17 protein-coding genes are annotated in these 21796 nt (G+C 72.0%); 6 read left to right on the top strand and 11 right to left on the bottom strand.

Going from position 1 to position 21796, the window contains the following annotated elements; all coding sequences use genetic code 11:
• Positions 1-9 precede the first annotated feature (9 nt).
• From O7612_RS12195 to yicI, 3 genes are read left to right on the top strand one after another with little or no spacing between them, the layout of a single operon-like run.
• Positions 10-987 (top strand): sugar ABC transporter permease, encoded by a 978-nt coding sequence (locus O7612_RS12195; RefSeq protein ID WP_282273184.1) that lies wholly within the window; start codon positions 10-12, stop codon positions 985-987.
• 10 nt (positions 988-997) lie between these two features.
• Positions 998-1864, top strand: coding sequence for a carbohydrate ABC transporter permease (locus O7612_RS12190; RefSeq protein ID WP_348774285.1), 867 nt, complete (start codon positions 998-1000; stop codon positions 1862-1864).
• Entirely contained in the window at positions 1861-4101 is a 2241-nt protein-coding gene (gene yicI / locus O7612_RS12185; protein WP_282273180.1) for an alpha-xylosidase, read from the top strand. The genes O7612_RS12190 and yicI overlap by 4 nt, the downstream gene beginning before the upstream one ends.
• 39 nt (positions 4102-4140) lie before the next feature.
• On the opposite strand, the gene O7612_RS12180 is transcribed toward yicI, so the two are convergent.
• Together O7612_RS12180 and O7612_RS12175 are read right to left on the bottom strand one after the other, a co-directional pair.
• Positions 4141-5196 (bottom strand): arabinan endo-1,5-alpha-L-arabinosidase, encoded by a 1056-nt coding sequence (locus O7612_RS12180; RefSeq protein WP_282273178.1) that lies wholly within the window; start codon positions 5194-5196, stop codon positions 4141-4143.
• A gap of 92 nt (positions 5197-5288) precedes the next feature.
• Positions 5289-6836 (bottom strand): cellulase family glycosylhydrolase, encoded by a 1548-nt coding sequence (locus O7612_RS12175; protein ID WP_282273176.1) that lies wholly within the window; start codon positions 6834-6836, stop codon positions 5289-5291.
• A 176-nt stretch (positions 6837-7012) separates the two neighbouring features.
• On the opposite strand from O7612_RS12175, the gene O7612_RS12170 reads away from it, so the two are divergent.
• Positions 7013-8332 (top strand): ROK family transcriptional regulator, encoded by a 1320-nt coding sequence (locus tag O7612_RS12170; RefSeq protein ID WP_282273174.1) that lies wholly within the window; start codon positions 7013-7015, stop codon positions 8330-8332.
• Positions 8333-8397: 65 nt separating this feature from the next.
• Positions 8398-10863 carry a glycoside hydrolase family 2 protein gene (locus O7612_RS12165; protein WP_282273172.1) on the top strand — a complete coding sequence of 822 codons (2466 nt, stop codon included), beginning with the start codon at positions 8398-8400 and terminating at the stop codon, positions 10861-10863.
• A gap of 55 nt (positions 10864-10918) precedes the next feature.
• On the opposite strand, the gene O7612_RS12160 is transcribed toward O7612_RS12165, so the two are convergent.
• From O7612_RS12160 to O7612_RS12135, 6 genes are all read right to left on the bottom strand, one after another.
• Positions 10919-12250 (bottom strand): AGE family epimerase/isomerase, encoded by a 1332-nt coding sequence (locus tag O7612_RS12160; protein WP_282273170.1) that lies wholly within the window; start codon positions 12248-12250, stop codon positions 10919-10921.
• Between the two features lie 180 nt (positions 12251-12430).
• Complete coding sequence (locus O7612_RS12155) at positions 12431-13342, bottom strand: ATP-binding cassette domain-containing protein (protein WP_282273168.1); 912 nt, start codon at positions 13340-13342, stop codon at positions 12431-12433.
• A complete protein-coding gene (locus O7612_RS12150; protein WP_282273167.1) occupies positions 13339-14262 on the bottom strand; it encodes an ABC transporter ATP-binding protein in 924 nt (307 codons plus the stop codon). Before O7612_RS12150 ends, O7612_RS12155 begins: the two co-directional genes overlap by 4 nt.
• A complete protein-coding gene (locus O7612_RS12145; RefSeq protein WP_282273166.1) occupies positions 14259-15311 on the bottom strand; it encodes an ABC transporter permease in 1053 nt (350 codons plus the stop codon). The genes O7612_RS12150 and O7612_RS12145 overlap by 4 nt, the downstream gene beginning before the upstream one ends.
• Before the next feature lie 14 nt (positions 15312-15325).
• Positions 15326-16315, bottom strand: a complete 990-nt coding sequence (locus tag O7612_RS12140) for an ABC transporter permease (RefSeq protein ID WP_282273164.1) — start codon at positions 16313-16315, stop codon at positions 15326-15328.
• Positions 16316-16352: 37 nt separating this feature from the next.
• Positions 16353-18029, bottom strand: a complete 1677-nt coding sequence (locus O7612_RS12135) for an ABC transporter substrate-binding protein (protein ID WP_282273162.1) — start codon at positions 18027-18029, stop codon at positions 16353-16355.
• A gap of 337 nt (positions 18030-18366) precedes the next feature.
• Between O7612_RS12135 and O7612_RS12130 the strand changes: the two genes are divergently transcribed.
• Positions 18367-19578 carry an ROK family transcriptional regulator gene (locus O7612_RS12130; protein WP_282273160.1) on the top strand — a complete coding sequence of 404 codons (1212 nt, stop codon included), beginning with the start codon at positions 18367-18369 and terminating at the stop codon, positions 19576-19578.
• Here the strand turns inward: O7612_RS12130 and O7612_RS12125 are convergent.
• The 3 genes from O7612_RS12125 to O7612_RS12115 all read right to left on the bottom strand — a co-directional run bounded on the left by O7612_RS12125 (position 19559) and on the right by O7612_RS12115 (position 21796).
• Positions 19559-19930, bottom strand: a complete 372-nt coding sequence (locus tag O7612_RS12125) for a hypothetical protein (protein ID WP_282273158.1) — start codon at positions 19928-19930, stop codon at positions 19559-19561. The genes O7612_RS12130 and O7612_RS12125 overlap by 20 nt on opposite strands.
• Positions 19931-19937: 7 nt before the next feature.
• Entirely contained in the window at positions 19938-21239 is a 1302-nt protein-coding gene (locus O7612_RS12120) for a cation:proton antiporter (protein ID WP_282273157.1), read from the bottom strand.
• Between the two features lie 329 nt (positions 21240-21568).
• The gene (locus O7612_RS12115) at positions 21569-21796 is read right to left on the bottom strand and encodes a DUF5988 family protein (protein ID WP_282273155.1); all 228 of its coding nucleotides are present in this window, start codon (positions 21794-21796) and stop codon (positions 21569-21571) included.

The raw sequence follows: 21796 nt of genomic DNA, 5'->3' as shown, positions 1-21796 counted from the left end.
GGATCCGCCATGGCAGTCTCCGACACCGTCGCCGGCACCCCGGCGGCATCGACCCGCACCCGCTCACCCGCCCGCCAGCCCCGCCGTCGGCCGCGCGGCCGCAATGCGGCCTACTGGCTCTACCTGCTCCCCGGGGCGGTGCTGTTCGTCCTGGTCATCGGCGTGCCCCTGGTGGGCACCGGTTACCTGTCGCTGACCCGGTGGTCGGGAGTAGGCGACCCCACCTTCGTCGGGCTGGCCAACTACCGGCAGTTGCTGGACGACGAGGTGTTCTGGGCGTCGTTCCGCAACACGGTGGCGATGATCGTCGCGATGGTGGTGGTGCCGACGCTGCTCGGGCTGCTGCTCGCCTCGGTGCTCTTCGACGTCGTCGGGCGTCGGTTCCGGCCCCGGACGGCGGCGGCCCTGCGGGCCGCGTTCTACCTGCCGCAGGTGCTGCCGGTGGTGGTGGCCGGCATCGTCTGGGGCTGGATCCTGCGCCCCGACGGCGCGTTCAACAGCGTGCTCGACGCGGTCGGTCTCGGGGCGCTGCGCCACGACTGGCTGGGCGACCCGGACACTGCGCTGCCGGCGGTGATGGCGGTGATGATCTGGGTGCAGATCGGCTACCCGGTGGTGGTGTTCATGGCGGCGTTGCAGCGGGTCGACCCGGAGCTGTACGAGGCGGCCGAGGTCGACGGGGCGGGCTGGCGGCACCGGTTCCGGGCGATCACCGTGCCGCAGATCCGGCCGGAGACCTTCGTGGTGGCCCTGACCTGCACCGTCGCCGCGTTGAAGGTGTTCGGACCGATCTTCGCGCTGACCCGGGGCGGCCCGGAGAACGCCACCAACGTGCCGTCCTACTTCGCCTACTACACGTTCTTCAAGAAGCTCCAGGTCGGGTACGGTTCCGCGATCTCCACCGTGCTCACGGTGATCATCGTGGTGGTGGCCGTGGTCTTCATCGGGGTGCAGGCCCGCAGTGAGCGCCGGGACCGGGGGGTCTGAGATGGCCGTCATGATCGCCAAGGTCCCGGTCCGCCGGAAGGTGCGCGACCGGCACCACCGGGGTGCCAGCCGTTGGGTGGTGCTCGCCGGGGTGACCGTGGGCGCGCTCGTCATGCTGGTCCCGTTCGTGTTCATGCTGCTCAACGCGTTCAAGTCACCGGGCGACTACTCGTCGGGCGGCCCGCTGAGCTGGCCGACGGAGTTCTACACCACGGGCCTGCGGACATACTGGTCCACGGTGAACTTCCCGCTCAAGCTGTGGAACTCGACGCTCATCGCCGGGTCGGTGGCGGTGCTCGGCGTCGTCGTGTCGCTGTTCAACGCGTACGCGCTGGGCATCGGCCGGGTCCGTGGCCGGCTGTGGATCGTCGGGGTGTTCCTGCTGGCCAACATGCTGCCGCAGGAGGCGTTGGTCTATCCGCTGTACCACGTCGCCAAGGAGGTCGGCCTCTACAACACCCGACTGTCGGTGATCATCATCTTCACCGTCGTCCAGAGCGCCTTCGGCACCTACCTGCTCGCCTCGGTGCTCGGCACGTTCCCCCGCGCGTTGTTGGAGGCGGCGGCGCTGGACGGGGCCGGCACGTGGACGGTGCTGTGGCGGGTGGTCCTGCCCCACCTGCGGCCCACCCTCGCCGTCCTGCTGGTCTTCTTCTTCATCTGGACCTGGAACGAGTTCCTCATCCCACTGGTCATGCTGATCGACAACCAGACCCAGACCGTCCCGGTCGCCCTCGCGTCGTTGCAGGGCGACCGGCTGATGGACGCCCCGACGACCAATGCCGGCGCACTGATCAGCCTGGTGCCGGCCATCCTGTTCTTCCTCATCTTCCAGCGCACCCTGGCGCGCGGCATCACGGCAGGAGCCGAGAAGTGAAGTTCACCGACGGGTACTGGCAACTGCGTCCGGGGGTCAGCGTGCTGCGCCCCGGCACGGTGGAATCGGTCGAGCCGGACGACCGCGGCTTCACCGTCTTCGCCCCGGCCGGTCGGATCAACGGCCGGGGCGACACCCTCAACCGGCCGGTCGTCACCGTCCGTTTCTTCTCCCCCGCCCCCGGCGTGGTCGGCGTGACCATCGGCCACCACAGCGGCGGGCTGCCCCGCGAACCCCGCTTCGGGCTGCGCACCGACGACACCCACCCGGTCACCGTCGACATCACCGGGATCAGCGCGTCGCTGACCACCGGCGAGCTGACCGTCCGGGTCGCGCTGATCGAGGACTGGCGGGTCGAGTTCCGGCACGGCGACCGGGTGGTCACCGAGTCCACCGCCCGCAGCATCGGGATCGTGACCGACGGCGAGGGCCGCCGGTACGTGCACGAGCGGCTGGCGCTCGGCGTCGGCGAGACGGTGTACGGGTTGGGCGAGCGGTTCGGCCCGTTCGTGAAGAACGGGCAGACGGTCGACGTCTGGAACGCCGACGGCGGCACCGCCAGCGAGCAGGCGTACAAGAACGTCCCGTTCTATCTGAGCAGCGCCGGCTACGGGGTGTTCGTGGACCACCCGGAGCACGTGTCGTTCGAGGTCGGCTCGGAGGTCGTCGCGCAGACCCAGTTCAGCGTCGAGGGCCAGTCGCTGACCTACCACGTCGTCGACGGCCCCACCCCGAAGGACGTGCTGCGCCGCTACACCGCGCTGACCGGCCGTCCGGCCCGGGTGCCCGCCTGGTCGTACGGGCTGTGGTTGTCCACGTCGTTCACCACGTCGTACGACGAGAAGACGGTGACCGAGTTCGTCGACGGGATGGCCGAACGGGGCCTGCCGCTGTCGGTGTTCCACTTCGACTGCTTCTGGATGCGCCAGTTCCACTGGGTCGACTTCGTGTGGGATCCGGCGACCTTCCCCGACCCGGAGGGGATGCTGCGGCGGCTGCACGAGCGGGGCCTGAAGGTGTGCGTGTGGATCAACCCGTACATCGCGCAGCGCTCCTACCTGTTCGAGGAGGGCCGCCAGGCCGGTCACCTGGTGCGCAACCCGGACGGGTCGGTGTGGCAGTGGGACAAGTGGCAGGCCGGCATGGCGCTGGTCGACTTCACCAACCCCGACGCGGCGGCCTGGTTCGCCGACAAGCTCCGGGCGCTGCTGGACATGGGCGTCGACTGCTTCAAGACCGACTTCGGCGAGCGCATCCCGACCGACGTGGTGTGGCACGACGGGTCGGATCCGCAGCGCATGCACAACTACTACTCCTACCTCTACAACAGGACGGTCTTCGAGCTGCTGGAGGCCGAGCGGGGCGAGGGCGAGGCGGTGGTGTTCGCCCGCTCGGCCACCACCGGCGGCCAGCAGTTCCCGGTGCACTGGGGTGGTGACTGCGAGTCGACGTTCGTCGCGATGGCCGAGTCGCTGCGCGGCGGGTTGTCGCTGGCGTCGTCCGGCTTCGGCTACTGGAGTCACGACATCGGCGGGTTCGAGGGCACCCCCGACCCGGCGGTGTTCAAGCGGTGGATCGCGTTCGGCCTGCTCTCCTCGCACTCGCGGCTGCACGGCTCCGGTTCGTACCGGGTGCCGTGGGCGTACGACGACCAGGCCGTGGACGTGCTGCGGCACTTCACCCGGCTCAAGCTCAGGCTCATGCCGTACCTGGCGGCGACGGCCGAGGAGGCGCACCGCGACGGGATCCCGATGATGCGTCCGATGATCGTGGAGTTCCCGGACGACCCGGCGGTGGCACACCTCGACCGGCAGTACATGCTCGGCCCCGACGTGCTGGTCGCGCCGGTGCTCAGCGCCGACGGGCAGGTCACCTTCTACGTGCCCGCCGGCACCTGGACCCACCTGGTCACCGGCGCGCAGCTCACCGGGCCGGCGTGGGTGACCGAGAAGCACGGGTACGACAGCCTGCCGGTGCTCGCCCGGCCCGGCGCGGTCATCGGGTTCGGGGCGCGCACGGACCGGCCCGACTACGACTGGGCCGACGGGGTGGAGCTGCGGCTCTACGCCCCGGTGGAGGGGCAGCGGCAGCGGGTGCGCATCCCGGCCCCCGGGGGAGGGCCGGGCGCGCAGTTCGAGGTGGTCTTCCGCGACAGGGCGGCGACCGCCGAGCTGGTGACGGGCCGGTCGTCGGCGTACCGCTGCGTGGTGGTCGGCCCGGGAACACCGGCGGGTTGATCCCGGGCCGACCCGCACGTCGTCGGAGATCCCGGCTGGTCAGTAGACGAACGGCCAGCCGGCGTTGTCGTACCCGAGCAGGTTGATGCCCAGCAGCGAGGTCCCGTTGTCGGCGTAGTAATGGTAGGTGAGCACCTCGGCGTCGGTGTCGGTGAACACCGCCTGGTGACCGGGGCCGTGGATGCGGTCGTGCCCGGCGAGCACCTGGGTGCCGCCGCCCGCGGTCATCGGCACACCGTTGCGGTCGACGTACGGCCCGGTGACCGAGGTCGACCTGCCCACCATGACCCGGTACGTGCTGGCGGCGCCCTGGCAGCAGCGGTCGAACGACACCCACAGGTAGTAGTAGTTGCCGTGCCGCGCGATCACCGGGGCCTCGATGGCACCCCCGTTGCGGCCGGCGATGCCGCGCAGGGTCGTGTCGGAGCGCTTGCCGGTGGCCGGGTTCAGCGCCACCATCTTGATGCCGGACCAGAACGAGCCGAAGCTGAGCCACCACCTGCCGGCGGCGTCGACCACCAGGTTCGGGTCGATGGCGTTGAAGGTGTCCGACGTCCGGGACTCGATCACCAGTCCCTGGTCGGTCCAGCTGCCGGAGGCGCCGGTGGTGCTGGTGGCCAGGAAGATCGCCGACCGGTTCGAGCCGAACGTCGAGGCGGAGTAGTACAGCCAGTACCGGCCGTCGCGGTAGGACAGGTCCGGCGCCCACAGGTTGCGGCTGCCACCGGTGTACGTCGTGGTCCAGGGCGCACCGTTGGGGAACACCGTCCCCGCGTTGCGGAACGCGATCCGGTCGCCCGAGGTCTTGAGCGCGATGTTGTCGCCGGTGTGCGCCAGCAGGTAACCGCCACCGGGGCGGAGCACGACGGTCGGATCGTGCACGCCGGTGTCCCCGGTGACCCGGCCCGGGTTCGGGTAGGCGGCCGGCGGCGTGGTGGGCGTCGCCGCCGCCCGGGGTGTGGTGGTCCGGGCGGCGGCCGACGGGGATCGTGTCGCCGTCGCCCCGGCGGTGGCCAGGACGGCGACGGCCAGCGACAGCACCGCCAGCCGGCGGAGGGTTGGTGTTTCCCGTACGGACGGGACCGAGATCGTCACGACAGCTCCTGGGGACGGGTGCCGGACCGGCCGGTGTCGGCCCGGTCGGCGGCCGGCCGGCGCTGCGAGCGCCGGCCGGCCGCGCGGACTGCTCAGAGGTAGGGGTCCTGGGTCAGCAGGTGGGCCTTGTAGCCCTCGCCGACGCCGGGCTCCGGGGTGCCGGCCCAGTCCTTGATGAGCACGGCGCCGCCGGTGCAGCCCCACGGGCTCCAGGTCCAGGCGAGGTAGCCCAGGTCGTGGGTGTCGGCCCAGGCCACCAGTCGCCGCATGTAGTCGAAGCCGCAGTCGTCCTGGCCGAACTCGCCGATCACCACCGGCACCTGCTGCGCCAGCGGGGCGATCTGGCTGTCCCAGCAGGACTCGCTGGCGCAGGCGTTGAAGCTGTACGCGTGCCACGACGCGGCCAGGTTGTCCAGCGGGTCGTCCGGCCGGTAGGTCAGCCACTCCCGCATGTCGTTGGCCCATTCCAGGCCGCCGATCATGAGCAGGTTGGTGGCACCGGTGGCACGGACCGCGTCGACGAGGTCCTGCATGCCGGCGACCTCGTAGGGCAGGCCGGCGCAGGTGCCGCCGTCACGGAGACACTGCCAGCCCAGGGTCTTGTTCCATTCCGCCGGCATGTCCGGGTACGGCTCGTTGAACAGGTCGAACACGACCGCGTCGTTGCCCTTGAAGGTGTTGGCGACGCCGGTCCAGAACTGGGGGGCGTAGCGCGCGTCCGGCATCGGCTTCTGGCAGGTGGCGTGCTCGTCCTTGCAGTGCCATTCCGGGCTGTCGGGATAGCCGCCCCAGGTCCAGTGCAGGTCGAGGATCACGTTGATCCCGTTGGCGACGAGCAGGTTCACGTAGTCCTTGACGCCCTGTTGGTAGGCGGCGCCGCCGGGCGAGCCGTTGAGGCCGAGCCAGCACTCCTCGTTCAGCGGCAGGCGTACGGCATGGATGTTCCAGGTCTTCATCGCGTTGACGGAGGCCTGGTCGACGGGACCGGAGTCCCACAGGCCCTTGCCCTGCACGCAGGCGAACTCCGCGCCGGACCGGCTCACGCCCAGCAGCCGGTACGCGTCGCCGTCCGCGGTGAGAATCCTGTTGCCGGACACGTGCAGCTCCGGCGCCGGGCCGGTGGGCGGTGGCGTGGTCGGCGGCGGCGTGGTCGGCGGCGGCGTGGTGGGCGGCGGCGTGGTCGGCGGCGGCGTGGTGGGCGGCGGGGTCGCCGTCGGGGTGGTCACCGGCCCGTTGCAGGTGGTTCCGTTCAGCGCGAACGACCGGGGTACCGGGTTCGTGCCGCTCCACGACCCGTTGAACCCGATCGAGGTCATGGCTCCGGTGCCCAGGGCGGCGTTCCAGCTCATGCTGGCGGCCGACGCCCGGGTGCCGGTCTGGGTCCAGGTGGCCCCCCAGCCGTGGCTGACCTGCTGGTCCGGCTCGGGGAAGTCGAAGGTCAGCGTCCAGTTGGACAGCGGGTCACCGAGGTTGGTGACGGCGACGGCGGCGGTGAACCCGCCCGGCCACTGGCTCTGCACGGTGTAGCTGACCGAGCAGCCGGTGGCCGCCGCGGCGGCGGGGATCCCGGCCGTCACCACGCCGCCCAGCATCAGCGCGCCGGTGACGCTGGCGGCGAGCAGGGCACGACGATGTTTCATGTGATCTCCTGGAATAGTGAGAGATCGATGGGAGCGCTGGGGGACATCCTTAGTTAGATTCGTTACGAAAGTCAATATGCTGCGAGGGAACACTCCCGGGGCGGTCGTGATCGGGGATGACCGCGGTCGCGGCCGGTGACGTAGCCTGGCGACGGGGCGAACATCGAGGGGGGACCGTGGCGAGCAGCCCGATCTGGGCCAGCCGACCGAGGACCCGCGGCCTGGTGCTGGACGTCATCAGGGCGGCGCGCAGCATCAGCCGGGTCGAGCTCGCGGCGGCGACGGGCCTGACCGGCGCGACGATCTCCGCGGTCGTCCGGGAGCTGATGGACGACGGTCTGGTGGTCGAGGCCGGCCGGGGTGGGCCGACGGGCGGCAAGCCCCGCACCATGGTGCAGCTCAATCCGCTGGCCCGCTACGGCGTCGGGGTGCAGATCGAACGCAACACCTGCGTCATCGTGGTCGTCGACCTGGCCGGCCGACAGGTCGCCCGGACGTCGTTCCAGGGCGTCGCGACGATGCCGCCGCAGCAGGCGCTGCCGCTGGTGGCTTCGCAGGTGGAGGCGCTGCTGGACACGGCGGCCGTGCACCGCGACCGGGTGCTGGGGGTCGGTCTGGTCAGCTACGGGCCGCAGGACCGGCGCGCGGGGGTGCTGTTGACCCCGCAGCCGACCCGGGAGTGGCTCGACTACCCGGTCGCCCGACTGCTGGCGGAGACCCTCGGGTTACCGGTCCTGCTCGAGAACGACGCGGCGGCGGCGGCGATCGGCGAGTACTGGATGGGTGCGATGGACCCGGGCAGCACCTACGGCTGCATCTACATGGCCACCGGGATCGGCGGCGGGGTCGTGGTCGCCGGTGAGGTGTACCGGGGCAGCTCCTCCAACAGCGTGGAGATCGGCCACATCTCGATGGACGCCGACGGCGACGAGTGTCCCTGCGGCAACGTGGGCTGCCTGGAGAACTACGCGGGTCCGTCGGCCATGGTCCGGCAGGCCACGGCGAGCCCGCAACTCACCCGACGGCTGGCCCTGGACCCGGCCGCCGCCGACTTCCTCACCGAGTTCGCCCGGATCGCGGCCGCGGCGAACGCCGGGGACGCCGACGCCCGGGGCATCGTCGAGCGGTCGGCCCGCTATCTGGGTGGTGCGGCCGTCACCATGGCCTGCCTGTTCGATGTCGACGCGATCGTCCTGGCCGGGCCGAGCTTCGCGGTGGCCGGCTCGATCTACCAGACGCTGATCCAGCGGGAGGTGGACCGTCGGATGTTCGCGCGGCGGGCGCACCCGGTGCGGATCGTGCCCTCGGTCAACGGGTCGGACGCGGCGGCGATCGGCGGTGCGGTCCTCGTGCTCCAGAGCGAACTGACCCTCGGCCGCCCCCGCCCGGACGACGGGGCACGCCCGACCCCGGTCGGCCCGGGCGGTCTGCACCGAGGGTCCTACCAGGACAGACGCCCCGGGGCAGCGGTCGTCCCGACCGGCTCGTTGACTTAGTTAGGTTGCCTGCGTAAGGATCCTCCGCAGCTGCGGCCCCTGTCGCCGACGACGAAGAGGACCCCATGACGCGCTCGACCCTGCACGAGGGCTGGCGCCTGCGCGCCGTCGGCGGCCCGGTACCGGACGTCCTCGTCGACCGGGACGTCCCCGCCCGGGTGCCCGGCAGCACCCACCTGGACCTGCTGGCCGCCGGCCTCATCGCCGACCCGTACCTGGACCGCAACGAGGCCGACCTGACCTGGATGCACCGCGTCGACTGGCGGTACGCCACGGAGTTCCGGGCGGCCGGACCCGGGGCCGGGGAACGGGTGGAGCTGGTCTTCGACGGCATCGACACGATCGGGACCGTCACGTTGAACGGCCACCTGCTCGGCGGGACCGCCAACATGCACCGCAGCCACCGGTTCGACGTACGCGGGTCGCTGCGGGAGGGCCGCAACGAGCTGACCGTGACGCTGGACTCCGCCCTCGCTCACGCCGAGCGGACGGAGGCCCGGCTCGGCTGGCGTCAGCGCGCCTACCCGCACCCGTACAACGCGATCCGCAAGATGGCCTGCTCCTTCGGCTGGGACTGGGGACCTGACCTGCAGACCGCCGGCATCTGGAAGCCGGTGCGGTTGGAACGCTGGGACACCGCGCGGCTGACCGGGGTACGCCCGCTCGTCACCGTCGACGCCGACGGGACCGGCCGCGTCGACGTGCACCTCACGCTCGACCGCGCCACGGACCGCGACTACACCGCGGTGGTGACCGTCGGCGACCGCACCGAACGGACGCCCGTCCCCGGCGACGCCGCCCGGCTCACCGTCCTCGTGCCGGACGCCCGGCTGTGGTGGCCGGTCGGCTACGGTGGACAGCCGCGCTACGAGCTGACCGTCACGCTCCTGGCCGACGGCGAGCCGGTGGACGTCGACCGGCGTCGGATCGGCTTCCGCACCGTCGCCGTGGACACCCGGCCGGACGGGGCCGGCACGCCGTTCACCTTCGTCGTCAACGGCACCCGGGTCTTCGCCAAGGGCGCCAACTGGATTCCGGACGACCACCTCCTCACCCGGGTCACCCCCGAGCGGCTCGCCCGCCGGATCGACCAGGCTGTCGGGGCGAACATGAACATGCTGCGGGTCTGGGGCGGCGGCATCTACGAGACCGACGACTTCTACGACGCCTGCGACGAGCGGGGCGTGCTGGTCTGGCAGGACTTCCCGTTCGCCTGCGCCTTCTACGCCGAGGAGGAGCCCCTGCGCGGCGAGGTGGAGGCCGAGGCGCGGGAGAACGTCACCCGGCTGGTCGCCCGCCCCTCGCTGGTGCTCTGGAACGGCAACAACGAGAACCTGCCCGCCTTCACCGACTGGGCAGGCTGGCGGGAGAGCCTCGACGGCCGCAGCTGGGGGCTCGGCTACTACACCGGGCTGCTGCCCGACATCGTCGCCGCCCTGGACCCCACCCGCCCGTACGCGCCCGGCAGCCCCTACAGCCCCGGCGACCTGCCGCCCAACGACGCCCGCCACGGCACCCGCCACGAGTGGGACGTGTGGAACATGCTCGACTACACCCACTACCGCGACGAGATCCCGCGGTTCTGCGCCGAGTTCGGCTTCCAGGGTCCACCCACCTGGGCGACCCTCACCCGGTGGATCCGCGACCGGCCACTGACCCCCACCGCACCCGCGTTCCTGCTGCACCAGAAGGCCCACGACGGCAACGGCAAGCTGGACCGGGGCCTGGCCCCCCACCTGCCCGTCCCGGACGACTTCGAGCAGTGGCACTGGGCGACGCAGCTCAACCAGGCACGGGCGGTGGCGTTCGGGGTCGAGCACTTCCGCTCCTGGTGGCCCCACACGGCCGGCGCGCTCGTCTGGCAGCTCAACGACTGCTGGCCGGTCACCTCGTGGGCGGCGGTGGACGGCGACGGACGCCCCAAGCCCCTCTATTACGCGCTCCGGCACGCGTTCGCGCCCCGGCTGCTGACCGTGCAGCCCCGCGGGGGAAGACCCACCCTGGTCGCGGTCAACGATCACGACCAGCCGTGGACGGGCACGGTCCGCGGCACCCGGCAGAGCCTCACCGGCGACGTCCTGGCGGCCGCCGCGCTGCCGCTCACGGTCGCGCCCCGGTCCGTCGCCCTGCTCGACCTGACCGACGACCTGCTCACCCCGACCGATCCGGGCGGCGAGGTGCTGGTCGCCGCCGTCGACGGCGTCCGGGTCCTGCACCAGTTCGTCGAGGACCGTGACCTCGCCTACGACCCGGCCCCCTGCACCGCCGAGGTGACGGCCGTGACCGGCGGCTACCGGGTGGACGTGCGGGCCACGGCGTACGTCCGGGACCTCGCACTGCTCGTCGACAAGGTGGACCCCGACGCGGTCGTCGACGACATGCTCGTCTCACTGCTCGCGGGTGAGACCCACACCTTCACCGTGGCCAGCACGGCGACCCTGGCCGACCCGGCCGCGCTGCGGCATCCCCGGGTGCTGCGTTCGGCCAACGCGGCGGCGCGGGCCGGGCAGCTCCCCGACCGGACACCGTGACGACCGCGGCCCTCCCCGACCGGACACCGTGACGACGACGGCCCTCGCCGCCCGGTCACCGGACCGGTCGGGTCGGCGGCCGACGACCGGCGGCGGCCGGCGGCGGGTCGAGCAGCCCCGCCCGCAGCGCGCGGGCGAGGGTGGGCGCGAGCGGCAGCCGGGGCAGCAGGGTGGCCTGTAGCGCGTGGTAGACGTCGGGTTTGCCGGGCCACACGGTCGTGGCCGGCACGTTCCGCGGGTCGAGTTCGTGCCACCACGAGCCGCCCGTACGGTCGAGCAGACGGCGTTCGGCGTAGTCCCACCAGGTGGCGTAGCTGTCGGCGTACCGCCGCTCGCCGGTGCGCCGGTGCAGCGCGGCGGCGGCGGCGATCGCCTCGGCCACCACCCAGTGCATCCGCTGGCGCACCACCGGCGTGCCGTCCCAGTCGGTGGTGTAGACGAAGCCCTCCGCGCCGTCGGCGTTCCAGCCGTCGGCGACGGCCCGGTCGAACAGCCGCACCGCCGCCGCGGTGAGGGCGGCGTCGGCACCCACCGCGGCCTCGACGGTCAGCAGCAGCCGGGACCACTCCAGACCGTGCCCGGGGGTGGCGCCGTAGGGCCGGAAGGGGTCGTCCGGTCGGCTGCGGTGGAAGTCGAGGTCGGGCGTCCAGTCCGGTCCGAAGTGTTCCGGCAGCCGCCCGTCGTGGGCGGCGGCGAGGTCGACGACGAACCGGGCCGCCCGCGCGGCCCGGTCCCGCCAGGCGGCCGCTCCCCCGCCGACGACGGATCCGGTCGGGTCGTCGAGCACCTCGACGGCGTCGGCCACGGCGAGCATCGCCTCGACCGAGTGCATCGTGGCGTTGAGGCCACGGTAGTCGTCGGGCCGGGTGAAGTCGGCGTCCCAACCGTCCAGCGGTCGGCCCGCCGGATCGTCCCAGAACCGGGTGAGATAGACGTCGGCGGCGTCGGCGAGCAGGCCGACGCCGCCGGGTCGGCCGGCGAGCGCCGCGGACGACGCCGCGAGCAGCACGAAGGCGTGGTCGTAGCAGGACTTGCCGCCGGCCCGGTCGGGAGTGCCGTCCGGTCCGAGCGCGGTGAACCACCCACCGGCTCCGGCGTCGCGCAGCCGGCCGGTCAGGGCCGCCAGCGCGGCGTCGGCGACGGGGGCGCTGCCGGGCACGCCGAGCAGCACACCGAGCGAGTACGCGTGCGTGGTGCGGGCGGTGATCCAGGTGAGCACGCCGTGCCCGGGGTCGGGCACACCACCGACGTCCAGGTAGGCGGCACCACCGTCGGGCAGCGCGCAGCGGGCTCCGAAGGCGAGCAGCCGACGGCACTCGGCGTCCAGCCACAGGTGGTGGGCGGGCAGGGCGAGCCGGGGCACGGGCCGGGCCGGGATGGCGGTCACGTGGGGATCCTCTCTGCCGGGTCCGCAGGGGTGCGGGCGGGCCGCGGACGGCGAAGGCGTGCGGGCCGCCGTCGGGCGGCGGCGAAGGCGTACGGGCCGCCGGGTGGCGGCGAAGCTGTACGGGCCGCCGGGTGGCGGCGAAGGCGTGCCGGTCACCGGGTGGCGGTGCCGCCCGGCGGGTCACCGACCGGCCGGCCCGGTCGCCGTGGCCGACGGCACCCCGGCCTGCTCCCACCGGCGGGTGCGGTGGTCGTAGCAGACGCTGTCGTCGATCGTGTCGCGGTCCGCCCGGGCCGCCGCCGTGACCCGCCCCGGGCGTTCGGGATCCGGTGCCGAACCCGCCAGCAACCTGGTGTAGTCGTGCTGCGGATCGAGGATCACCGCGTCGGACGGCCCGCGCTCGACGACGCGGCCCCGGTAGAGCACGAGGATCTCGTCCGAGAAGTGCCGGGCGGTGGCCAGGTCGTGGGTGATGTACAGCACGGCGAGCCGGTCCTCGCGTTGCAGGCGGCCCATCAGGTTGAGCACCCCGAGGCGGATCGATACGTCCAACATGGACACCGGTTCGTCCGCGACGAGCACCTGTGCCCCCGGCGCCAGCGCGCGGGCGATCGCGACCCGCTGCCGCTGGCCGCCGGAGAGTTCGTGCGGGCGACGCGACGCGATGCTCTCGGCCGGGGTGAGGTTGACCCGTTCGAGCATCTCCAGCACCCGCCGGCGGGTCTCGGTGGCGGTGCGGGTGCGCCGGTGGATCCGCAGCGGACGGGCGATGTGGTGCGCGACGGAGTGGAAGGGGTTGAGGGAGGCGAACGGGTCCTGGAACACCATCTGCACGTGCCGCCGGTACCGCGACCCGTGCACCGGCGTGCCGTCGTCGAGGCGTACCTCGACCCGGCCGGAGGTGGGTCTCTCCATCCGGGTGAGGATCCTGGCGATGGTGGACTTCCCCGAACCCGACTCCCCGACCAGGGCGACGGTGCGGCCGGGGACCAGGTCGAAGCTGACGTGGTCGACGGCGCGCAGCCGGCTGCGGCGCAGACCGCTCCGGATGCGGTAGTCCTTGACGAGATCGGTCACGTGGACGAGGGTCATGCCCGCTCCCCGGTGTCGCCGTCGGCCGGTCCGGCGGTCTCGTCGACCCCGGACCGGATGAACGCGCCGCGCGCCCCGGACAGGCTCGGGAACGAGCCGAGGAGCCGACGGGTGTACGGATGCCGCGCGTGGCGGTAGAGCTGTTCGGCCGCGCCGAGTTCGACGATCTCGCCCGCCAGCATGACGGCGATCCGGTCGCTGATCTCCAGCAGCAGCGGCAGGTCGTGGGTGATGAAGACGACGGCGAAGTCCAGCTCGTCGCGGAGCCGCACGATCTCGCCCAGGATCTCGCGTTGGACGACGACGTCCAGGGCCGTGGTGGGCTCGTCCATGATCATGACCTGTGGTTCGAGCAGCATCGCCATCGCGATCATGACCCGTTGGCGCATCCCCCCGGAGAGTTCGTGCGCGAAGGAGCCCAGTCGCCGGGGATCCACCCCGACCCGTCGCAGCACCTCCGCGGACCGCTCGCGCACCTGCGCCCGGGACAGGCCGGGGCGGTGGGCCAGCAGGGTGTCCCGTAGTTGCGCCCGCACGGTGGTGACGGGGTTGAGGGCGTTCATCGCCCCCTGGAACACCATGGAGAGCTTCTCCCAGCGGAACGCGCGCAGCTCGACGTCGGTCAGCGCGAGCACGTCGACGTCCCCGCCGGCCCGGTCGTGGAACGTCACCCGGCCGGACGCGATGCGGGCCGGCGGTCGGTGCAGGCGGTTGATCGCGTACGCCAGGGTGGTCTTGCCGCAGCCGGACTCGCCGGCCAGCCCGAGGATCTCCCCCCGGTGCAGCGTCAGGCTCGCGTCCCGGACCGCCGTGACCGGGGTGTCGGCCTCGTACACGACGGTGAGGTCCTCGACCGTCAGGACGGCGGCGGCCCGCGACCCGTCGGCGGCGGTGTGGTCGTGCCGCGGTGGGGTGGTCATCGCGGGGTCACCTCCGGGGTCGGGTGGGCGGAGCCGGTGCCCGGGGCGTCGACCCCGGGGCGGGACGGTCGCCGCCGGGTGCGGGCGTCCCGCCGCGCCCGCCTGCGGTACCGGCGCAGGTTCCTCAGCCTGGGGTTGATGATCTCGTCGATCGAGAAGTTCACCAGCGACAGGCCCATGCCGAAGAGCGCGATGACCAGGCCCGGCGGCACGAACCACCACCACGCGCCGAGGGACAGCGCGTACCCGTTCTGGGCGTAGAAGAGCATCGTGCCCAACGTGGCCGAGTTCGACGCGCCGAGGCCGATGAAGGCCAGACCGGCCTCGCCGAGGATCGCGGCGATGACCGCGAACACGAACTGCGACGCGATGACCGGCAGGAGGTTCGGCAGGATCTCCACGACGATGACCCGCCACGGTCTCTCACCGGCGACCTTCGCCGCGGCGACGTAGTCGCGGTTGCGCACCGACAGCGTCTGTGCCCGCAGCACCCGCGCCGACGCGGCCCAGCTCGTCAGGGCGAGCACCACGACGATGGTCCACACGCCACGGCTCTCCCGTGGCACGAAGCCCGAGATCACGATGACCAGCGGCAGGCCGGGGATCACCAGGAAGACGTTCGACAGCAACGAGAACGCCTCGTCAACGAGCCCGCCCCGGTAGGCGCCGTAGATGCCGAAGAACGCCGACAGGGCGGTGGCGAGGACGCCGACGAGGAAGCCGATCTGCAACGAGCCACGGGTGGCGTACGCGAGCTGCGCGAGCACGTCCTGCCCGGTCTGGGTGGTGCCGAGCGGGAACTGCGCCGACGGCGGCGTGAGCCCCTGGTCCCGGATCTGCCGGGGGTCGCCCACCACGTGGACGGCGAGGAGCCCGAAGAGCGTGATCCCGACGACCAGCACGAGGCCGAGGGCCAGCCAGGGCGTCATCGAGGGCAGCAGCATGCGCCAGCCCGCCGGGGCGGAGCGGCCGACCGGGCCGGTGGCCGGGGTGCGCGCGTCGGCGGCGTCGGCCACCGTCGGGGTGCCGGCGGGGGTGAGGTTCGTCATCGTGGTCTCCCCCGTCAGTGCCGGGCCCGGGTGCGCGGGTCGATCAGGCCGTAGAGCAGGTCGACGATCAGGTTGGCGCCGAGCACGGCGAGCGTGATGAAGAGGAAGACCCCCTGCATCAGCGCGTAGTCGTTGTTGGTCACGGCGCCGAGCAGCCGTCCGCCGATGCCGGGGTAGGAGAAGACCTGCTCCGTGATGACCGAGCCGGAGACCACGAAGCCGAGGGAGATGGCGAACCCGGCCACGGAGGGGAGCACGGCGTTGCGCGCCGCGTAGGAGCGCCGGATCGTCCCGGGCGACAGCCCCTTGGCCTCCGCCGTCAGCACGTAGTCCTCGGACAGGGTGGAGACCATCATGTTCCGCATGCCGAGCAGCCAGCCGCCGATCGAGGCCAGCACGATGGTCAGGGCGGGCAGGGTGGCGTACCGCACCGCCGAGAGGAGGAACGCCGTGTTCCAGCCGGGGGTGAGCGCGACGTCGTAGCCGCCCTGCAGCGGCAGCCAGCCGAGCACCCGGGCCAGCAGGTAGCTCAGGAGCAGGGCGAGCCAGAAGTACGGGATGGCGGCGAGCAGCGTCGTGGCCGGGACCAGTGAGTCGAGCCAGGTGCCGGGTCGCCACCCCACGATCGCGCCGAGGAGCACCCCGAGCAGCGCGGCGATGAGGGTGGCGACCCCGACGAGCACCACGGTCCAGGGCAGCGACGCGAGGATCACGTCGGAGACCTTGGCCGGGTAGTAGCTCACCGACACCCCGAGGTCCCCGCGCGCGAGGTTCCCGAGATAGTCCAGGTACTGGTTCCACAGGGGTCCGCTGTCGTCGCCCCCGAGCAGGAGCGTGTACGCCTCGCGCGTCTCCGGACTGACCGTGCCACCCCGCTGCTGGAGCTTGGCCAGCAGGATGTCGACGGGATCACCGGGCAGCAGGCGTGGGATGGCGAAGTTGAGGGTCAGGGCGGCCCAGAGGGCCACCACGTAGAAGCCCAGCTTGCGCAGGAAGTAACTCACGGCGGCGCTCTTTTCTCGGGGGCGACGGCGGGGGCGGTCAGCTCTGCGGGGTGAGCCGCTTGAAGATCTCTGCGGCGTCGAGCGCCGACCACACCGCCGGGAAGGCGTACAGGTCCCCGTCGGAGGGCCAGCCGCTGAACTTCCCGGTGTTCCACACGCTCGTCGTGCCGGCGGTCAGGACCGGGACGTACGGCATGTCCCGCACGATCGCCCGTTGGACGGTGTCGAAGTACGGCTGCCGGGCCGCCCGGTCGTCGAGCGGGAGCGCGGCCAGGTCGTCGAGCGCCGCGTCGACCTCCGGGTTGGCGTAGCGGGAGTAGTTGTTGCCGGCGGCCTGGCCCACCCTGGCCCCGGTGCCGGAGTCGAAGAAGTAGGTGTAGAGATAGAACGGGTCCGGCGCGGGGCCCTGCCCCAGCGAGTCGATGACCAGCTGGAACTTCCCGGATCCCTTCTTCTCCGTCCACTCGTTCCAGGAGGACTGGGCGGCCTGCAGCTCGATCCCGGCGGCCTTGGCCTGCGAGGCCATCGTGTCGATCGCGGTGATGTAGTCGGTCCATCCGGTGACCACCTCGACCGTCAGCGACAGCCGTTGGCCGCCCTTGGCGTAGATGCCGTCGGAACCCCTGGTCCAGCCGGCCTGCTCCAGGAGCTGCGCGCTCTTCTGCGGTTCGGCGGTCATCGGGGCCACCTTCTCCGCCAGGCCGGCGGCGGTGAAGCCGTCCTGGCCGGGGGTGAGGGTGAAGGCCGGGGAGATCGGGCTGGCGGTGTCCTGGAACGCCAGCTTGTTGAGCTGGGTCCGGTTGAGGGCGGAGTAGAGGGCGTGCCGGACGGCAGGGTCGGTCTGCGGCCCCTTGCACCCCATCTGCGCGCTGGAGCAGGTGGCGAGCACCATCTGGTTCTGCCACCGGGTGTACGCGTCGTACCTGGGGAAGTTCTTCCTGGTGTTCTTGAGGTCGGGGATCGGTCCGGTGAACCAGTCGACGGTGCCGGCCGCGATGCCGTCGGCGCCGGCCTGGTTGCCGGACAGCGCGACGAAGCGGATCTTCTTCACCTTCGGTTCGCCGCCCCAGTACCTGGGGTTCGCCGTATAGGTGAAGGCCTGCGGCTTGAACTCGCCGATCAGGTAGGCGCCGGTGCCGACGGGCTTCTCGACCACGTCCTCGGTCGGGCTGGTGGTCTTCCACAGGTGCTCGGGGACGATCGGCACGCCACCGAGCAGGTCGGGCCCCTTGACGAAGGCGGGTGCCGTGAAGGTGAGGGTCACGTGGGTGTCGTCCACCGCCGTGGCGGTGCCGTCGAACCCGATGTTGTTGATGGCCGCGTTGTTCTTCAGCAGGCCGAAGGTGAACGCGACGTCCTTCGCGGTGAAGGGCTGACCGTCGCTCCACGTCACCCCGTCGCGCAGGGTCACCGACAGGACGGTGCCGTCGGTGTTCCAGGAGTGCTGCGTGCCGAGCAGCGGCACGAGGTCGGACACCTTGGCCTTGTTGACGAAGAACAGGGTCTCGTAGACCGTGCCGAGGCCCCCGATCCGGGACGGCGAGAACGGGTTGAAGTTGACCTGGTAGTCGCCCGACTGACCCGTGTAGGCCACGAGCGTGGCCGCCGAGCCGGCGGACGAGGTCCCGCCGGAGCAGCCGGTCAGCACGAGGCCGAGCGCGGCTGCGCCGGCGAGGGCCGCGGCGCGGCGCGACATGCCGGTGAGAAGAGACATCGTGGTCCTTTCACGAGCGGGGGCGATGCTCGCCCGCCATGGCCCAGGAAGGGCCAGAGATGTATTCTTAAGTGACTAAATTTACTCAGTCAATGCGCAAGCTCAATTGATCTCGATAAAATTCTTTTGCCGCTCACCGCACCGCCGCGGCCCGGCCCGACCGGACCGCGCCCACCCCGCCGGTCAGCCCGACCGGACCGCGCCCACCCCGCCGGTCAGCCCGACCGGACCGAGGACGTCGACCGTCGCCGCCCCTTGCGTGATCCGGTCGATCGGCTAGACATAGGAGCGGGAGCGCTCCGCCCGGCTCCCGGACGGATCTAGGAGGGCTCGCGGCATGCTCCACGACGACGACGGCCGCGTCACCACGGCCGGGCGGATGCTCGATCTGCTGCGCACCCGTGGCACGCTCAGCCGGGTCGAACTCGCCGAGCTGTCCGGCCGTACCCAGGCCAGGATCACCCACGTGGTCCGCCGCCTGATCGACGGAGGCCTCGTCCGCGAGGTGGGCCGTGAGCAGCAGAGCCGGGGCCAGCCCCGACGGCTGCTGGAACTGGAGGCGGACGCCTGGTACGCCGTCGGGGTCCAGTTCGACCGCACCACGACGACGGTCGTCGTGATCGACTTCGCCGGCCGGCGGATCGCGACCGCCGGCTTCCGGGGCACCGGGACCAGCGGGCCGGACGCGGCCGTCGCCACCCTGGCCCACCACGTCGAGGACCTGGTGCACCGCACGGGCGTGCCGCGCGATCGGGTGCTCGGCGTCGGTCTGGTCACCCACGGACCCCAGGACCGCGAACGCGGCATGCTCCTCATGGCCCATCCCACGCCCGACTGGCTCCAGTACCCCCTGACGTCGAGCCTGTCGGGTCGGCTCGGCCTACCCGTCCTGCTGGAGAACGACGCGACGGCGGCGGCCACCGGCGAGCAGTGGTCCGGCACCGTGCCGACCGACACGTTCGGGCTCATCTACCTCGGCTCCGGCCTGGGCGGCAGCGTCGTGGCGGACGGCAACGCCTACCGCGGTCGCGCCTCGAACGCCGTCGAGATAGGGCACGTGGGGCTGATGGGCGCCAGCGCCGCCTGCGTCTGCGGCAACCATGGCTGCGCCGAGGCGGAGGCGGGTCCGCGTACGGTCGTCGCGCAGGTGCTCGCCCGACCCGAACTCGCCGGGCGCCTCGGCGTCACGGCCCACGAGGAGGACACCCTCGCCGACTTCGGGCGCGTCGTGCACGCGTGGCAGGCGGGCGACCCGGACGCGACGGCGATCCTCCAACGCTCCGCCCACTGGATCGGCCGCGCCGCGGTGACCATGGTGAATCTCTTCGACCTCGACACCGTCGTGCTGGCCGGACCCGCCCTCGTCGACGCCGGCCCGCTCTACCAGCGGTTCATCGAGACGGAGCTGACCCGGCACGCGCTCAGCCGGGCGCTCAGCCGGCCCCGGGTGCTGCTGTCCGCCAACGTGGACACCGCCGCCGCCGTCGGTGGTGCCCTCCACGTCCTGCGCACCGTCACCGTGGAGCACGTCACCGCGACGCCCGCCTGACCCGCCCCGCGTCCGATCGACGCCTGCGCGCCAGGAGGTAGCCGACACCGGCGGTCAGCGCCACGGCGGCCACCGCCGCGGACGGACCGACCAGCGGACGGGCCCGCTGGCGGGAACCCATCGCCACGCCGGAGGAGCGGTCCGCCAGCAACGACCAGGCGGACCGCCAGGACAGGGTCGAACCGACCGAGAGCGCGGAGCCGATGGACAGGATCGACCCGGCGGAGCCGACGCTGCCGACCGAGGCGATCGAACCGACGCTGCCGATGGACAGCACCGAACCCCGCGACCCGATCGACAACAACGAGTCGGTGGACCACAACGACAGCCGTGACGAACCGGTAGAGGTCATGGGTGGATTATCCGGTACCGCCGTGACGCGCGTCGGTCATCTCGACGGCGGCGGCGTCCGGCCCGCCGGGTCGGGTGGCCGGCGTCCGGCCCGAACGGATCAGCGGACCGGCCAGCGCAGTGGTGATCAGGGCCATGAGCACCAGCATCGTGAACATCTGCCCGTCGAGCACGCCGAGCTGCAGGCCGACGCTCAGCACCACGAGTTCGGTCAGACCCCGCGTGTTGACCAGAATGCCCAGGATCCCGGCGTCGCGCCAGGACATGCCGAGCGACACGGCCGGCACGATCGCGCCGGTCAGCTTCCCCACGCAGGCGACCAGGACGATCGCGGCCAGCTCCAGGAGGTTCGCCGCGGTCAGTCCACCGATGTCGACACCGAGGCCGGTGACGATGAAGAACACCGGGAGCAGCACCATGCTCACGTGCTCCAAGGGCCGGCACACCCGCTCACGGAGTTCCGCCGCCGGCTCGCGGGGCATCGCGAGGCCGACACAGAACGCGCCGAAGATGGCGTGCAACCCGATCCAGGTGGTGGCGAATGACGCCAGGAACACCAACGCCACCACGGTGACCAGCAGGTACGTCGCGGCCCAGCGTCGGGTCATGAAGACCAGGAACGGGCGTACCACGACCCGTAGCACCGTCAGGAAGACGACCAACAGCAGCAGCATGCGGACCAGGTCCACCGGCCCGCTCGCGGTGACGATCGCTGTCACCACCGCCAGTAGGCACCAGGCGAGCACGTCGTCGATCGCCGCGCTGACCAGGGCGATACTGCCCACCTGGGTGCCGGTGAGGCCCCGCTCGGCCAGGATGCGCGCCAGGACCGGGAAGGCGGTGATCGACATGGCGACGCCGAGGAAGAGCGCGAACTCCGGGAAGCCGACCCGGTCGACCCCCACCGTGTCGTGTCGCTGGTACAACAGCGTCGCCAGCGCGACCCCCAGGCCGAACGACACCACGATCGAGCCGATCGACACGGCCACGGCGGTACCCCGGTGGCTCCGCAGCCGGGCCGGGTCGAACTCCCAGCCGATCAGGAACATGAACAGCGCCAGGCCGATCTGCGCGACGGTGGACAGGAACGGCCGCGCCTCTGCCGGGAAGAGCCACGCCGTCGGGTTGCCGGGCAGCAGTCCGAGCAGGCTCGGCCCGAGGGCTACCCCCGCGAGGACCTCCCCGATGACCGCCGGCTGACGCAGCCGCCCCACCCATCGCCCGACCAGGGTGCCGACCGCCAGGACCAGCGCGATGTCGAGCAGCACCGTCGCGGTCAGCAGTTCGGCGTGGTTCGCCGGGGAATCCATGGACGCCTCAGCCCTTCGACGGGGGGACGGCAGGGCCGACGGCCCCGCCCCAGGCCCGGATCATGCGTCGGAGCATCGCTTCTCCTCGGTTCGTCCTGCTGCGTCGTCGGTTCGAGGCTCGGCGCGGTGGTGCTGCACGGGTGACGCACGACAGGCGGCGTCGGACGCGGTGAGGGCGCGGTCGGCCACCCGCACCCGAGCGCCGGGACGCGGGACGGTGCCCTGCGGTCCGGCGGCAGTGCCCGACGGTCCGGCGACGGGTTCCGCTCGGGTGGCCGGGCCGAAAAGGCGAACCGGGGATTCCGTGGGCCGGACCTGAGGGTCCGTCGCTATTCCGCGACCCGGGTACGCCCGATCCACCGGAACAGGACCGGACCGTCCACCGGCGATTCCCCGTCGACTCTCCCGAAGTGCTCGTAACCGCCGTAATGGCAGATCTTGACGGTGTCGGTGAGGCTGTCGACCCGCTGACGGCGAACCTCGACAGGCAGCGATGCGGGGCCACCCTCGAGAACGATGTCGACAGTGCCCGTGGTGCTGGCGGTAGGGCTGTCCAT

Source organism: Micromonospora sp. WMMD987 (genome assembly GCF_029581435.1).
In the GTDB taxonomy this organism is placed as follows: domain Bacteria; phylum Actinomycetota; class Actinomycetes; order Mycobacteriales; family Micromonosporaceae; genus Micromonospora; species Micromonospora rifamycinica.
This window is presented reverse-complemented; position numbering and strand designations above follow the sequence as displayed.

Bases quoted from the DNA above. Each gene is read 5' to 3' on its own strand.
- O7612_RS12195 (WP_282273184.1), top strand. From the start codon at position 10: ATGGCAGTCTCCGACACCGTCGCCGGCACCCCGGCGGCATCGACCCGC.
- O7612_RS12190 (WP_348774285.1), top strand. From the start codon at position 998: ATGATCGCCAAGGTCCCGGTCCGCCGGAAGGTGCGCGACCGGCACCAC.
- O7612_RS12175 (WP_282273176.1), bottom strand. From the start codon at position 6,836: ATGAAACATCGTCGTGCCCTGCTCGCCGCCAGCGTCACCGGCGCGCTG.
- O7612_RS12165 (WP_282273172.1), top strand. From the start codon at position 8,398: ATGACGCGCTCGACCCTGCACGAGGGCTGGCGCCTGCGCGCCGTCGGC.
- O7612_RS12155 (WP_282273168.1), bottom strand. From the start codon at position 13,342: ATGACCCTCGTCCACGTGACCGATCTCGTCAAGGACTACCGCATCCGG.
- O7612_RS12150 (WP_282273167.1), bottom strand. From the start codon at position 14,262: ATGACCACCCCACCGCGGCACGACCACACCGCCGCCGACGGGTCGCGG.
- O7612_RS12145 (WP_282273166.1), bottom strand. From the start codon at position 15,311: ATGACGAACCTCACCCCCGCCGGCACCCCGACGGTGGCCGACGCCGCC.
- O7612_RS12135 (WP_282273162.1), bottom strand. From the start codon at position 18,029: ATGTCTCTTCTCACCGGCATGTCGCGCCGCGCCGCGGCCCTCGCCGGC.
- O7612_RS12130 (WP_282273160.1), top strand. From the start codon at position 18,367: ATGCTCCACGACGACGACGGCCGCGTCACCACGGCCGGGCGGATGCTC.
- O7612_RS12125 (WP_282273158.1), bottom strand. From the start codon at position 19,930: ATGACCTCTACCGGTTCGTCACGGCTGTCGTTGTGGTCCACCGACTCG.
- O7612_RS12120 (WP_282273157.1), bottom strand. From the start codon at position 21,239: ATGGATTCCCCGGCGAACCACGCCGAACTGCTGACCGCGACGGTGCTG.
- O7612_RS12115 (WP_282273155.1), bottom strand. From the start codon at position 21,796: ATGGACAGCCCTACCGCCAGCACCACGGGCACTGTCGACATCGTTCTC.